14 protein-coding genes are annotated in these 14218 nt (G+C 70.7%); 7 read left to right on the plus strand and 7 right to left on the minus strand.

The features are described 5' to 3' along the window. Positions 1–52: 52 nt before the first annotated feature. Both VFE82_RS18885 and VFE82_RS18890 read right to left on the minus strand, forming a co-directional pair. A complete protein-coding gene (locus tag VFE82_RS18885) occupies positions 53–1465 on the minus strand; it encodes an FAD-binding oxidoreductase (protein ID WP_325001883.1) in 1413 nt (470 codons plus the stop codon). Then, on the minus strand, positions 1462–1857 hold the full coding sequence (locus tag VFE82_RS18890) for a DUF2069 domain-containing protein (protein WP_325001884.1): 396 nt from the start codon (positions 1855–1857) through the stop codon (positions 1462–1464). Before VFE82_RS18890 ends, VFE82_RS18885 begins: the two co-directional genes overlap by 4 nt. Positions 1858–1880: 23 nt before the next feature. On the opposite strand from VFE82_RS18890, the gene VFE82_RS18895 reads away from it, so the two are divergent. Beyond that, positions 1881–3083 (plus strand): YihY family inner membrane protein, encoded by a 1203-nt coding sequence (locus VFE82_RS18895; RefSeq protein WP_325001885.1) that lies wholly within the window; start codon positions 1881–1883, stop codon positions 3081–3083. 73 nt (positions 3084–3156) lie between these two features. On the opposite strand, the gene VFE82_RS18900 is transcribed toward VFE82_RS18895, so the two are convergent. From VFE82_RS18900 to VFE82_RS18915, 4 genes are read right to left on the minus strand one after another with little or no spacing between them, the layout of a single operon-like run. Beyond that, a complete protein-coding gene (locus tag VFE82_RS18900; protein WP_325001886.1) occupies positions 3157–3489 on the minus strand; it encodes a DUF962 domain-containing protein in 333 nt (110 codons plus the stop codon). 30 nt (positions 3490–3519) lie between these two features. Then, complete coding sequence (locus VFE82_RS18905; protein ID WP_325001887.1) at positions 3520–4800, minus strand: cytochrome P450; 1281 nt, start codon at positions 4798–4800, stop codon at positions 3520–3522. After that, positions 4797–5603, minus strand: a complete 807-nt coding sequence (locus tag VFE82_RS18910; RefSeq protein ID WP_325001888.1) for an alpha/beta hydrolase — start codon at positions 5601–5603, stop codon at positions 4797–4799. The genes VFE82_RS18905 and VFE82_RS18910 overlap by 4 nt, the downstream gene beginning before the upstream one ends. Before the next feature lies 1 nt (position 5604). After that, on the minus strand, positions 5605–6903 hold the full coding sequence (locus VFE82_RS18915) for an O-acetylhomoserine aminocarboxypropyltransferase (protein WP_325001889.1): 1299 nt from the start codon (positions 6901–6903) through the stop codon (positions 5605–5607). Positions 6904–7002: 99 nt separating this feature from the next. Between VFE82_RS18915 and VFE82_RS18920 the strand changes: the two genes are divergently transcribed. The 6 genes from VFE82_RS18920 to VFE82_RS18945 all read left to right on the plus strand — a co-directional run bounded on the left by VFE82_RS18920 (position 7003) and on the right by VFE82_RS18945 (position 13679). Next, entirely contained in the window at positions 7003–7467 is a 465-nt protein-coding gene (locus VFE82_RS18920; protein ID WP_325001890.1) for a CBS domain-containing protein, read from the plus strand. 32 nt (positions 7468–7499) lie between these two features. Continuing rightward, the gene (gene aroC / locus VFE82_RS18925) at positions 7500–8597 is read left to right on the plus strand and encodes a chorismate synthase (protein WP_325001891.1); all 1098 of its coding nucleotides are present in this window, start codon (positions 7500–7502) and stop codon (positions 8595–8597) included. 8 nt (positions 8598–8605) lie between these two features. Next, on the plus strand, positions 8606–9775 hold the full coding sequence (locus VFE82_RS18930; RefSeq protein ID WP_325001892.1) for an MFS transporter: 1170 nt from the start codon (positions 8606–8608) through the stop codon (positions 9773–9775). A 202-nt stretch (positions 9776–9977) separates the two neighbouring features. Beyond that, positions 9978–12098 carry a hybrid sensor histidine kinase/response regulator gene (locus tag VFE82_RS18935; protein WP_325001893.1) on the plus strand — a complete coding sequence of 707 codons (2121 nt, stop codon included), beginning with the start codon at positions 9978–9980 and terminating at the stop codon, positions 12096–12098. A 15-nt stretch (positions 12099–12113) separates the two neighbouring features. Continuing rightward, positions 12114–12572 carry a TerB family tellurite resistance protein gene (locus VFE82_RS18940; RefSeq protein ID WP_325001894.1) on the plus strand — a complete coding sequence of 153 codons (459 nt, stop codon included), beginning with the start codon at positions 12114–12116 and terminating at the stop codon, positions 12570–12572. A gap of 90 nt (positions 12573–12662) precedes the next feature. Continuing rightward, on the plus strand, positions 12663–13679 hold the full coding sequence (locus VFE82_RS18945) for an SDR family oxidoreductase (protein ID WP_325001895.1): 1017 nt from the start codon (positions 12663–12665) through the stop codon (positions 13677–13679). On the opposite strand, the gene VFE82_RS18950 is transcribed toward VFE82_RS18945, so the two are convergent. Further along, entirely contained in the window at positions 13676–14137 is a 462-nt protein-coding gene (locus VFE82_RS18950) for a response regulator (RefSeq protein WP_325001896.1), read from the minus strand. The genes VFE82_RS18945 and VFE82_RS18950 overlap by 4 nt on opposite strands. Positions 14138–14218: the final 81 nt, after the last annotated feature.

The following is a 14218-nucleotide window of genomic DNA, read 5'->3' on the forward strand; positions in this document are numbered from 1 at the left end:
CCGGCGTGACCGCCCGGGTTGCCGCACGGCAACGCCGGGCGCCGTCCCGGCGTCAGGCCCCCAGCACGCGGCCCGGGTTCAGCAGGTTGTCGGGGTCCAGCGCGCGCTTGACCGCCCGCATCAGCTCCAGCGCCACCGGCGACTTGTAGTGCGGCAGCTTGGCCGCCTTGAGCTCGCCGATGCCGTGCTCGGCGGAGATCGAACCGCCGAAGCGGTGCACCTGGTCGTACACGAGGGTGTTGATCCGCTCCTCGTTGGCGCGCAGGAACGCCTGCGCGTCGCCACCCTGCGGGGCCTGCACGTTGTAGTGCAGGTTGCCGTCGCCCAGGTGGCCGAAGTTCACCAGCCGCACGCCCGGGATCGACTTCTCCAGCAGGGCGCCCGTTTCCTCGCAGAACGCGGGGATGCGCGAGATCGGCACCGAGATGTCGTGCTTGACGTTCAGGCCTTCCTCGGCCTGCGCCATCGGGATGCTTTCGCGCACGTGCCACAGCTGGTGCGCCTGCGCCAGGTTCTCGGCGACCACGGCGTCGGTCGCGCAGCCTTCCTCCAGCGCGGCCTCCAGCAGCGACTCGAACTGCGCCCGCGCGTGCGCTTCCGACTCGTGGTCGGTGTTCTCCAGCAGCACGCCGTAGGGGCTGTCCTCGACGAAGGGCACGCGCTGCTGCGGGTAGTGCCGCGCCACCAGCTGCAGGGCGAAGCTCCCCATCATCTCGAAGCCGGTGAGGCCCGACCCCAGCCGGCCCTGGGCCAGCGCCAGCAGGCGCACCGCGTGCCGCACCGAGGGCACGGCGGCCCAGGCCGTCAGGGTCGCGGCCGGGCGGGGATAGAGCTTGAGCGTGGCGGCCGTGATGATCCCCAGCGTGCCTTCGCTGCCGATGAACAGCTGGCGCAGGTCGTAGCCGGTGTTGTCCTTGCGCAGCCCGGTCAGTCCTTCCCAGACCTCGCCCGAGGCCGTGACGACTTCCAGCCCCAGGCACAGCTCGCGCGCATTGCCGTACCGCAGCACCTGCGTGCCGCCGGCATTGGTGGACAGGTTGCCGCCGATGGTGCAACTGCCCTCGGCCGCCAGGCTGAGGGGGAACAGCAGGCCGGCATCGTCGGCTGCCTGCTGCACCGCCTGCAGCACGCAACCGGCCTCGACCGTCATCGTGAGGTTCTCGCGGTCGACCTCGCGCACCGCGTGCATGCGCTGCAGGCTCAGGACCACCTGCGTTCCGCTCGCGTCGGGCACGCCGCCCACGACCAGCCCGGTGTTGCCGCCCTGCGGCACGATCGAGGTGCCGGCGGCGGCGCACGCCCGGACCACCGCGGCCACTTCGGCGGTGCTGGCCGGCCGCACCACGGCCAGCGCCTTGCCGCGCACGCGCTTGCGCCAGTCCTGCTCCCAGGCACCCAGGTCGCCCTCGGTCAGGACGTTCGGTGCGCCGACGCAGGCGCGCAGGGTGTCGATCAATGCGGTCATGAGGTGGTCTTCCTTTTCCAGCCGAGCCGGCTGCGCACGTGCAGCGCGCACGCCGCGAACAGCAGCAGGCTCAGGGCGATCTGCAGGAGCGGCAGCCAGGCCGGGGCGACCGGGTCGTTCCAGGCGCGCATGGCCCCTTCGGCGACATACAGCCAGACCAGCAGGCTCACCCACCGGTAGGTGTACATGCGGTGACGCAGCAGGCCGGCCAGCGCAAGCAGCAGCGGCGCCACCTTCAGCACCCAGGCCGAACCGCCGGGTCGCAGCGGTGCGAGCACGAGCTCCCAGGCGACGCCCAGCACGATGAGGGCCGCCAGGCTGCCGACGGCGAGGGCGCGGATGCGGCGCAGGTCGGCCGGGGCCTCGCGCACTTCGTTGAGGGTCTCGTCCATGGGCGATGGCATCATAGCGGCCGATGAACGTGGCCTCGCTGCTCGCCGAGCTCTCGCGCTTTCCCTGGCTGTCGGCGGCGCGCACGCTGCGCGAGCGGTTCCGCGAGGACCGCCTGGGCCTGACCGCCAGCAGCCTCACGTTCACCACCACCATCGCCCTGGTGCCGATGGTCACGGTGGCACTGGCGGTCTTCACCGCCTTCCCGATGTTCGGCAAGCTGCAGGGCGCGGTGCAGTCCTGGCTGGTGCAGAGCCTGGTGCCCGACGCCATCGCGCGCCAGGTGCTCGGGTACCTCACGCAGTTCGCGGGCAAGGCCAGCCGGCTCGGCGTGGTCGGGCTGGGCGCGCTGTTCCTCTCGGCGCTGGCCCTGGTGCTGACGATCGACCGCACCCTCAACAACATCTGGCGGGTGCGGCGCCACCGTCCACTCGCGCAGCGGGTGCTGATCTACTGGGCCGTGATGACGCTCGGGCCGCTGCTCCTGGGCGCCAGCATCAGCGTGACTTCGTACGCCCTGTATGCGTCGCGCGGGCTGGTCAGCGGCGTTCCGGGCGTCGTGCGGTTCCTGCTCGACGTGCTGGAGTTCGTGCTGCTGACCGGGGGGCTGACCTGCCTGTACCGGTTCGTTCCGAACACGCCGGTGCGCCCGGCCCACGCGGTGGCGGGCGGCGTGGTGGCCGCGTTCGGGATCGAGGCGGCCAAGCGGCTGCTGGCCTGGTACCTCGGGCTGGTGCCGACGTACTCGGTGGTGTACGGCGCGTTCGCCACGGTCCCGATCCTGCTCGTCTGGATCTACCTTGCCTGGCTGGTGGTGCTGATGGGCGCCGTGGTGGCGGCCTACCTGCCCAGCCTGCTGGGCGCCACCCGGCGCACTCCGACCCTCCATGGCTGGCAGTTCCAGCTCGCACTCGAGGTCCTGCAGCAACTGCACCGGGTTCGCAACTCGGCGCGACGCGGGATGAACGTCGACGAGCTGGTGCGCACGCTGGGGGTGGACCCGCTGCAGCTCGAACCGGTGCTCGAATCGCTCGTGCAGCTGGACTGGCTGGGCCGCCTGAACGAGATCGACGACGCGGTCGCCACGCGCTACGTGCTGCTGGCCGACGCGCAGTCGACCGCGGTCGAGCCGCTGCTGCGGCATCTGCTGCTGCCGCGAACCGACGCGACGGCGCGGCTCTGGGGGCACGGCGCCTTGTCGAGCCTGTACCTGAAGGACGTGCTCTAGGCGGAAACGACAGGTCGTGCGCGCAGCCTGCCGGCGCCTCCAGCAGGCCGGGCAGCGAGGCCGCTGCGCCGGCCTAGAACGGGATCTTTCCGGTCCAGATGTCCTTGTACATCACCCAGTCGCCCATGAAGCTGTAGAGCGGGCGCTTGAAGCTGGCCGGCTTGTTCTTCTCAAAACCGAAGTGCCCGATCCAGGCGAAGGCATAGCCGGCGACCAGGCCGGCGGGCAGCCACCAGGGATTGCCGGTGGCGAGCAGCAGGCCCAGGCAGGCCAGCCCGAGGGACGAGCCCAAGAAGTGCAGCCGCCGGCAGGTGCGGTTGCCATGCTCGGACAGGTAGAACGGATAGAACTGCGCGAAGGACGTGAGCGTTCGCGGATCGATGGTCGTCGTGCTGGTGGCGCCCATGGTTTGTCTCCTGGTGTTGTTCGCGGCAGTTTAGGCGACGGCGAACGGCGCGTGCAGGAAGCCCCGGAAGCGTGCGCGGCCGCCCCGCACCGGCGGCGCCGTCAGGCGGTAAGCGGGAAAGCGCGCCAGGAAGCGGCCGATCGCCACCCGGCCTTCCAGCCGGGCCAGGCTGAGCCCGGCGCACTGGTGGATGCCGAACCCGAACGCCAGGTGGCGGTTGCCCACCCGGTCCAGCCGCAGCAGGTCCGCCTGTTCGAACTGCGCCGGATCGCGGTTGGCCGCACCGATGCACAGCGTGACCAGGGCGCCTGGCGGCAGCGGCACGCCGCCGACGTCGCACGCATGCAGCGCGCGACGGTTGCCCAGCTGGTTGGAGGATTCGAACCGCAGGAATTCGTCGACCGCCGCCGCGAGCACCGGCTCCGCGGCCGGATCACCGGGCCGGCTGCCGACCGCGGCGAGCAGCCACTGCTTCTGGGCGGGCCACTCCTGCAGCGACACCAGCGCGTTGCCGATCAGGTTGGTGGTGGTCTCGTGGCCCGCATTCAGGATGAAGATGCAGTTGTGCAGCAGCTCGTGTCCGGACAGCTGCTCGCCGCCTTCGCCCTGGATCAGGCGGGTCAGGACGTCGTGCTCGGGGTCGCCCGGCTGGCGGCGCCGGCGCGCGACCAGGCCACTGAGGTAGTCGAGCATCTCCGCGACGCCGCGGTCGCCGGCCTGCTGCTGCTCTGGCGACAGCCGCGGCTCCAGGGCGCCCAGGATCGCCAGCGACCAGTCGCGCAGCGGCCCGCGTTCGCCGTGCGGCACGTCCAGCAGGTTGCCGATGATCTCGACCGGGATCGCGGCGGCGAAGTCGCCGATCAGGTCGCCGCCGCCGCGCGCGGCGATGCGGTCGAGCAGGCCGTCGACCAGCGCGACGAGGCCCGGCTCCATGTCGGCGATGGCGCGCCGGGTGAGGGCGCCCATGATCAGCTTGCGCACCCGCGTGTGCAACGGCGGGTCGTTGAACACCAGGCTGGTCGTGTGGTGCGCGAGCAGCGGCGAGCCCTCGCCGTACTTGGGCGTGAACTCGACCTTCTTGTCCGAGCTGAAGGCGTGTGCGTCGCGGTACACCGCCACCAGGTCGGCATGGCGGGTCAGGAAGAACGAACCGTCCGGCATCCGGCGCACGGGCTCGCGCTCGCGCAGCACGGCGTACACCGGGAAGGGGTTGGCGTAGAAGTCCGGCGGCAGTGCCCGCAGGTCGAAGGACTGCGCGATCTCGACCGCGCGCGCCGGCGCCATCGGCGGCGTGATCGCGTCCGCGGTCATGGGCGCACGAAATCCTGCAAGGCCGCCAGCACCGCGTCGGGCGCCTCGGCCATCATCTGGTGGCCCGCGTCGACCAGCACCGTCGTCGCGCCGGCCGCTTTCGCCTGCAGGGACTGCGCGGCCTTCGGCGGCGTCATCGCGTCGCGCCGGCCCAGCACGAACAGCACCGGGCACTGCGCACGGGCCAGGGCGTCCTCGCCGCCGCGGTAGCTGTCGCAGGCGACGAACCCGCGGTGGAACAGGTTCACCCGCGGGTTGCTGGCCAGCACCCGCTTCATCAGGGCCCGCGAGCCGCCGTAGAGCCAGGTGCCGGGGCCCAGGGCGGACGGCGGCGGCGCGAGCGTCGCGTGCGAGAACACGTTGACCATGTCGATCGCCTTCATCGGCTGCGCCAGGGAACTCTCCAGCAGCGCGGCCGACACCTTCATCGGGAACGCGGTGCCGAGCAGCGCGAGGTGCGAGACGCGCTGCGGCGCGCGCGCCGCCGCCTCCATGGCCACCAGCGAGCCGAAGCTGTGGCCCACGAGTGCGGCGCGCTGCACCCCGGCGGCGTCCAGCAGGTCGAGCACGAACTGGGCCGCTTCCTCGACCGAAGCCGGCGGCTCGCCCTCGCTGCGGCAGTGCCCGGGCAGGTCGGGCGCCAGCACGTTCCAGCCGTGGTGCGCGAAGGAGCGTGTCTGCAGGATCCAGACGCTGTGGTCGTTCAGCACGCCGTGCAGGAACACCACGGTCGGACGACCTGCGGCGAATGGCCTGCCGCCCGTGTAGCAGTAGGTGCGCCGGCCCTTGACGACGAGGTCCATGTCAGGCCGCCTTTTCCGCCGCCCGCAGGGCGCGCTTGAGGTCGTCGATCAGGTCGTCCGGATCCTCCAGGCCGATGGACAGGCGGATCGTGCCCTGGGCGATGCCGGCGCCCGCCAGCGCCTCGTCGCTCATGCGGAAGTGGGTGGTGCTGGCCGGATGGATCACCAGCGAGCGGCAATCGCCCACGTTGGCCAGGTGGCTGAACACCTGGAGCGTCTCGATGAAGCGGCGGCCCTGGTCCCGGTGGCCCTTCATGTCGAAGCTGAACACCGAGCCGGCGCCGCGCGGCAGCAGCCGCCGGGCCAGCGCGTGGCTGGGGTGCGACGCCAGCATCGGGTGACCGACCCGCTCGACGAAGGGGTGGGATGCGAGGAACTGCACCACCTTCTCGGTGTTGCGCACGTGGCGCTCCATGCGCAGCGGCAGGGTCTCGATGCCCTGCAGGATCAGCCAGGCGGTGTGCGGACTCATGCAGGCGCCGAAGTCGCGCAGGCCCTCGCGCCGCGCCCGCAGCAGGAACGCGCCAACGGTCGATTCCTCGCTGAAGACCATGCCGTGGAAGCCGTCGTAGGGCGCGGTGAGGCCCGCGAACTTGCCCGAACGGTCCCAGTCGAAGCTGCCGCCGTCGACCAGCACGCCGCCGATCACCGTGCCGTGGCCCGAGAGGAACTTGGTGGCCGAGTGGTAGACCAGGTCGGCGCCGTGCGAGAGGGGCTGCATGAGCCAGGGTGAGGTGAGGGTCGAGTCCACCAGCAGTGGCACACCGGCCTCGTGGGCGATGGCCGAGACCGTGGGGATGTCCAGCACGTCCAGCCCGGGGTTGCCGACGGTTTCGCCGAAGAGCAGGCGGGTCTCGGGCCGGATCGCCGCACGCCAGCCGTCGATGTCGCCGGGTTGCACGAACGTGGTCTCGATCCCGAAGCGCCGCATCGTGTAGTGCAGCAGGTTCTGCGACCCGCCGTACAGCGCGGTGCTGGCGACGATGTGCGAGCCCGAGCCCATCAGCGTGGCGATGGCCAGATGCAGCGCGGCCTGGCCGCTCGCGGTGGCGATGGCGCCGATGCCGCCTTCAAGGGCGGCCACGCGCTGCTCGAGCACGGCGTTGGTCGGGTTGCTGATGCGTGAGTAGACGTGACCGGCGCGCTCGAGGTTGAAGAGGGCGGCCGCGTGGTCGCTGGACTCGAAGACGAAGGACGTGGTCAGGTGGATCGGCACCGCGCGCGCGCCGGTGGCGGGGTCGGGGGCGGCGCCGGCGTGCAGCGCCAGCGTGTCGAAGCCGGGGTCGGAATGGCCGGGCATGTGTCTCCTTCGTCCCCTGCGGGGCTCTGTCTCTGCGCGGAATTGTGGGCTATATTCATCCGCACCGGCCGGGGCGGCCGGCCACGAGGAGACACCGTCATGAAAGTCAGCGACATCCTTCGCGTCAAGGGCAGCATCCTGTACACCGTCGCGCCGGATGAACCGCTGTCCCGCGCGATCGAAACCATGGCGGAGAAGGACATCGGTTCGCTGGTCGTGATGGAGCACGGCGATCTGGTGGGCATGCTGACCTTCCGCGAAGTCATCCTGTGCATCGTCAAGAACAACGGCGTGGTCGGCGACCGGCGCGTGCGCACCGCGATGGACGACTACCCGCTCACCTGCACGTCCGAGACCGAGCTCGACGAGGTGCGGCGCATGATGCTGGAGCGCCATGCCCGCTACATGCCGGTGATGGACAAGCGCATGCTGATGGGCGTGATCAGCTTCTACGACGTCGCCAAGGCCGTGGTGGACAGCCAGAACTTCGAGAACCGCATGCTCAAGGCCTACATCCGCGACTGGCCCAGCGGCGAGGACGCGCACCCGACCGCGCAGCTCTGAGCGCCAGAGTCGCTCTGGGATAATCGCCGCCCATGAGCGGCAACACCTTCGGCACCCTGTTCGCGGTCACCAATTTCGGTGAGTCGCACGGCCCGGCGATCGGCTGCGTGGTCGACGGCTGCCCGCCCGGCCTGCCGCTGTCGGAAGCCGACATCCAGCCGGACCTCGACCGCCGCCGCCCGGGCACCAGCCGCCATGTCACCCAGCGCCAGGAGGAGGACCGGGTCGAGATCCTGTCCGGCGTGTACGAGGGCCTGACCACCGGCACCCCCATCTGCCTGCTCATCCGCAACACCGACCAGCGCAGCAAGGACTACACCGACATCGCCCGCACGTTCCGTCCGGGCCACGCCGACTACGCCTACATCCAGAAGTACGGGCTGCGCGATCCGCGCGGCGGCGGCCGGTCGTCGGCGCGTCTCACCGCGCCCATGGTCGCGGCCGGCGCGGTGGCCAGGAAGTGGCTGGCGCACAAGCACGGCATGCTGTTCCGCGGTTGCATGCAGCAGATCGGCGAGATCGAGATCGGCTTCGAGTCCTGGGACCACGTGCCGCACAACCCGTTCTTCGCACCGGTGGCCGATGTCTCCCCCCTGGAGGCCTACATGGACGCCCTGCGCAAGGCCGGCGACTCCTGCGGCGCGCGCATCCGGGTCACGGCCACCAACGTGCCGCCGGGGCTCGGCGAGCCGCTGTTCGACAAGCTCGATGCCGACATCGCCTGGGCGATGATGGGCATCAACGCCGTCAAGGGCGTCGAGATCGGGGCCGGCTTTGCCAGCGTCACCCAGCGGGGCACGACGCATGGCGACTCGCTCACCCCGGGCGGCTTTCGCACCAACAACGCCGGCGGCGTCCTCGGGGGCATCAGCACGGGCCAGGACCTGGACGTCTCCATCGCCATCAAGCCGACCAGCTCGATCATCAGCCCGCGCGAGACCATCGACCTGCAAGGCCAGACGACCGAGGTGGTCACCAAGGGCCGCCACGATCCCTGCGTCGGCATCCGGGCCACGCCCATCGCCGAGGCCATGCTGGCGCTGGTCGTGATGGACCACGTGCTGCGCCACCGTGCCCAGAACGCGGACGTGCAGCCGCCGCTGCCCGCGATCGCCGCTTCCTTCCTCTGACGCCCGTGATGCAGCAGGAGGCGCCGAGCGGGCGCCAGCTGGCGCCGTTCGCCGCACTGTCGGCGACCTACTTCGCCCACATCGGCTTCTTCAACCCGTACCTGCCGCTGTGGCTCAAGCACCTGGGCCTGCCGATCGTGGTGATCAGCCTGCTGACCTCGGTCCAGTCGTTCACGCGGGTGTTCGCCCCCTATGCCTGGGGAGCGCTGTCCGACCACACGGGTGAGCGCGTGCGGCTGCTGCGGCTGAGCGCCTTGATCGCCCTGCTGTGCTCGCTGGGGCTCTGGTTCGACGGCAGCGCCTGGTGGGTGGCCGCGGTCCTGCTGCTGATGTTCACGCACACCAGCTCGATGATGTCGCTGACCGAGGCGGCCATGGCCCATCTGGTGGCGGGCGACTGGGGGCGCTACGGGCGGGTGCGCCTGTGGGGTTCGGCCGGGTTCATGGTGACGGTCTTCACCGCCGGCGCCTGGTTCGAGCACTTCGGCATGGGGCATTTCCCGGGCTGGACACTGGTGACGCTGCTCGCGGTGCTGGGCTGCACCTGGTGGCTGCCCGACACCCGCGAGAAGGCGGTCCAGGCGCACGAGCGCGGCGCACCGGTGCTGCCGGTGCTGCGCCAGCCGGCAGTGCGGTGGTTCTTCGCCTCGCTGTTCTTCCACGTGATGGCGCATTTCGCCGTCTACGGCTTCTTCTCCCTGTACCTGGACGCCCGCGGCTACAGCAAGGCGATGATCGGCGCGCTCTGGGCGGTGTCGGTCGTGGTCGAAATCGCCTGGTTCTTCTCCCAGGGGCGGCTGCTGCGTGCCCTGCCGATGACGCGCTGGCTGGTGGTGTGCGGCGTCGCCACCGTCGCGCGGATGGCCCTGACCGGCGGCGGCGGCGGGTGGCTCGCCGCGCTGTTCATCGCCCAGGTGCTGCACGCGCTCACCTTCGCCACCCACCACACCGCCTGCATTGCCATGATCACCCGCCATTTCCCGGGCCGGCTGCGCGGTCGCGGACAGGCGCTCTTCACCGTCATCGGCTACGGACTGGGCGGCGTCGCCGGCGTGGTCGGCGGCGGCACCGTGGTCTCCCGGCTCGGCTTCGAGCAGATGTACGGGCTGGCTGCGGTCCTCGCGCTGGCCGCGACGGCGTGCGCGTGGCGCACGGATCGGCTGGATCGTCAGGGCTGATCGCACCCGGATGCACTTGTTACGTCAGACGTACGCCTCGGCTGGCTCATGAATTGATAGCAGCCGAGCCCGATGGCGTGGGGCTCCATGCTGTCTGGCTGAGCGGAACATGCGCATTGCATGCGTCGTGCATGGCATTCCCAGGGCCATGGGGGGAATGGTTTCCCGCTACGCTAGGACTGCCCATTGCTCTCAGCCCGCCATGCTCAGCCGGATCGACCAGCCGCCGCACGATGAGGAGAGCCGGCCGTCCGCGGCCGACCCTGACCTCCCGGATGGGATCGGTGCGGCCGGCCTCGCCGAGACCCTGCGCCAGAAGGAGGAACTGCTCCGGTTGGCGCTCGACGCGGGTGGCATGGGCATCTGGCAGGTGCACCTGCCGACCGGCCGCAGCACCTGGTGGCCCGGCATGGAGCTGCTGCACGGGTTGCCGCCGGGCACGCCGGCCGCCGAGGGGGAGAGCTACTACGACCTGGTGCATCCGGAGGACCGGGAGCGGGTGCGCGCGGCGATCGACGAGTCCATCCGCAGCACCGGCTGGCACCGCACCGAGTACCGGGTGTTCCTGCCCGAGGGCGGGGTGCGCTGGCTGGAAGGGCGCGGGTGCGTCCGGCGCGACGCCGATGACCAACCCGTGCTGATGGCCGGCGTGTGCCTCGACATCACGCGCCGCAAGCACATCGAGCACGACCTGAAGTTCCTGGCCGAAGCCAGCGCCGAGCTGGCGGGGGTGGCCGACTACGAGACCACCCTCGACCGGATCGCCCGCCTGGCGGTGCCGCACTTTGCCGACTGGTGCGCGGTGGACCTGCTCCAGCCGGACGGCACGCTCGAGCGGGTGTCCGCCGCGCACGTCGACCCGGAGAAGGTGCATCTCGCGCACGAACTCCACCGGCAGTTTCCACCCGACCCGGCGAGCACGAGCGGCACCTGGAACGTGCTGCGGACAGGGCAGGGCATGCTGGTCCCCGAGATCACCTTCGAGATGCTGCAGGCGGGCACCTCCTCCCCGGAGCTGCTCGACATCCTGCGCAACCTGGGCCTGCGCTCGTACATCGGCGTGCCGCTGAGCGCGCGCGGCCGCACGATGGGGGTGCTGACCTTCATCACTGCCGAATCCGGCCGGCGGTACGGCCCGGGCGACCTGGCGCTGGCGGAAGACCTGGCGCGCCGCGCCGCGGTGGCGATCGACAATGCGCAGCTGCTGCTCGCGCTGCGCGAGTCCGACCGGGCCAAGGACGTCTTCCTGGCCACCCTGGCCCACGAGTTGCGCAACCCGCTCGCGCCGATCTGGAACGGCCTGTCCATCATCAAGCGCGCCCGGGGCGATCCGGTGCGCATCGAACAGGTGGGCGACATCATCGAGCGCCAGGTGGGGCAGCTGTCGCGCCTGGTCGACGACCTGCTGGACGTCTCGCGCATCGGCACCGGCAAGGTCGAACTCAAGAAGGAACCGACCAACCTGGTGAGCGTCATCGCCTCTGCGGTGGAGATCAGCCGACCGCACATCGAGGCGGCGCACCACAAGCTGTCGATCTCGTTCCCCGACGAGCCCACCGACCTCGTGGCCGATCCTGCGCGTCTGGCCCAGGTGTTCTCCAACCTGCTGAACAACGCCGCCAAGTACACCCGCAAAGGAGGGCGCATCGACCTGTCGGTCGAGGCCCAGCCCGAGGAACTGGTGGTGCGGGTCCAGGACAACGGCACCGGCATCGCGCCCGACATGCTCGGCAAGGTGTTCGGCCTGTTCACCCAGGTCAAGCAGCCCACCGAGCGGCGCCAGGGCGGGCTGGGCATCGGGCTGTCGCTGGTCGAGGGACTGGTGCGTCTGCATGGCGGCCACGTCGAAGCCTTCAGCGCGGGCCTGGAGCAGGGCAGCGAGTTCGTGGTGCGCCTGCCGCGCCAGCGCCGTGCGGCGGCCGCCCGCGCCGGGATCGTCAGCCCCTCGCCGGCCCCGGCCACGCAGGCGCAGCGACGGGTGCTGGTGGTGGACGACAACGAGGATGCGGCATCGACGGTGGCCGAGTTGCTGCAGATGTCAGGCAACGACGTGCGCATCGCCAACGACGGCGCGACAGCCGTCGCCCGCACGGCCGAGTTCCGGCCGGACGTCGTGCTGCTGGACATCGGACTGCCGGACTTCGACGGCTACGAGGTCGCCCGCCGGATCCGCCGGCTGGAAGGGGTCCGCCAGCCGATCCTGATCGCGCTCACCGGCTGGGGCCAGCAGCAGGACAAGGACGCCGCCGCCCGGGCCGGGTTCGACCACCACTGGACCAAGCCGGTGGATCCGGCGCGGCTGCAGGAACTTTCGATGCGCTGAGCCGGTCGGTCGGACATGTTCCGCAGTTTCCGTGACCTGTTCGATGTGCTCGGCGGCGCTTCCGTGCCCGCGGCGCCCGATCCCCGTTCCCTGCAACTGGCGTGCGCCGTCCTGCTCGTCGAGGTGATGCGGGCCGATCCGCAGGTGTCCGTGCAGGAGCGCGAGACCGTGCTCGCGGCCTTGCGGCGCCGCTTCGACCTGGGGCCCGCGGAGCTGGAGGAGCTGGTCGCGCTGGCGGAGCAGGCCTCGCGCACCGCCTCGGACTTCCACCAGTTCACGTCCCAGGTCAACGACGCCCTCGACCAGGGCCAGAAGGTTGCCGTGGTGGAGACCATGTGGCGGGTGGCCTATGCCGACGGCGAACTCGGCGCGCACGAGAACCACGTGATCTCGCGGATCGCCGGGCTGCTGCACGTCACGCATGGCGAGTACATCGGGGCCAAGCTGCGGGCCAAGGAGGCGGCGGGGCTGTAGGCCCGCTCCGACGCGGTCGGACCGCGAACTTCTACAGGTCGCCCGGAGTGCCGTGCCCATGATGGCGGTTTGCCAGAAGGAGGCACACCCATGGACGACAAACCCACCGCGCGGGACAGCGCGCGCGGCGCCACGGACGCAGCAGCCGAGAAGCAGCGCGACATCCAGCGCGAACAGGATCGCAAGGACGACACCAAGGCCAAGGGCGGCGAGGGCGGGCAGCAGCAGCCCAAGTCGCCGCAGACCGGCCACCGCGCCCAGCCGGAGGATCTTCCGGCGCAGCACCTGCCCAAGCCCGGCCTCGAGGCCGACATGGAACTGCGCCCCCGGTTCGAGGCGCCCGACTACCGCGGCAGCGGCAAGCTCCAGGGCATGACCGCGCTCATCACCGGTGGTGACTCCGGCATCGGCCGGGCGGTGGCGGTGCTGTTCGCCCGGGAAGGCGCCGACGTGGCCATCGTCTACCTCACGGCGCACCAGGACGCGCAGGAGACCAAGCGCTGGGTGGAGAAGGAAGGCCGGCGCTGCCTGCTGATCCCCGGGGACGTGAAGGATTCGGGGTTCTGCCGATCGGCGGTCGAGAAGACCGTGGCCGAGTTCAACCGGCTGGACATCCTGGTGAACAACGCGGCATTTCAGGAGCACGCCGATTCGCTGGCCGACATCACCGACGAGCGGCTCGAAGAGACCATGAAGACCAACATCTTCGGGTACTTCTACATGGCCCGGGCGGCCCTGCCGCACCTGAAGCCCGGCGCCTCGATCATCAACACCGGCTCGGTGGTGGGCTTGCGGGGCAGCGGCCAGCTGCTGGACTACTCGGCCACCAAGGGCGCCATCCACGCGTTCACCATGTCGCTGGCGTCCAGCCTGATCGACAAGGGAATCCGGGTCAACGCCATTGCCCCGGGGCCGGTCTGGACGCCGCTCAACCCGGCCGACCAGAGCGCCGACAAGATTGCCCAGTTCGGCAAGTCCAGCGACTTCAAGCGCCCGGCCCAGCCGGAGGAGCTGTCGCCGGCCTACGTGTTCCTGGCCTCGCCGGCCTGCGCGAGCTACATCACGGGGATCGTGCTGCCGGTGACGGGATCGGTCGGCGCGACCTAGGTGGCGCCGTCGGCGCCGCCCGATGACGGCGCCGGGCCGCTGCCCAGGACCCAGAAGTCGTGCAGCCGCCGCATCTTGGCGCGCAGGTCGTCGAAGTCGGTGGCCTTGCGCACGTAGCCGCTGGCCCCGCCGGCATAGCATTCGGCGACGTCGCGGTCCTCGACCGACGAGGAATGGATCACCACCGGCAGCGTCGTGGTGCGGGGGTCGGCGCGGATGGCACGCAGCACCTCGAGCCCGCTCAGGCGCACCAGCTTGAGGTCCAGGATCACCAGCCGTGGCTGGCGGGTGGTGTCGCGGCCGGCATGCTCACCACGGCCGAACAGGAAATCGAGCGCCTGCGCGCCCTCGCTCGCGGTCACGATGCGGGCGGTCGCGCAGCAGTCCTCCAGCGCCATCACGATGAGCTCGAGGTGGTCGGGGTTGTCGTCCACCACGAGGATGGCCGGATCGTTCATGGGTTGTCCTCGCTGGTTGTGGCGCGGCGGCTCGGGCCGCGCCGGACAACTCCCCTTTGCTTGCTCCCGGTCTGCGCCGGG

The organism is Ramlibacter sp., from assembly GCF_035655895.1.
Classification (GTDB): Bacteria; Pseudomonadota; Gammaproteobacteria; order Burkholderiales; family Burkholderiaceae_C; genus Ramlibacter.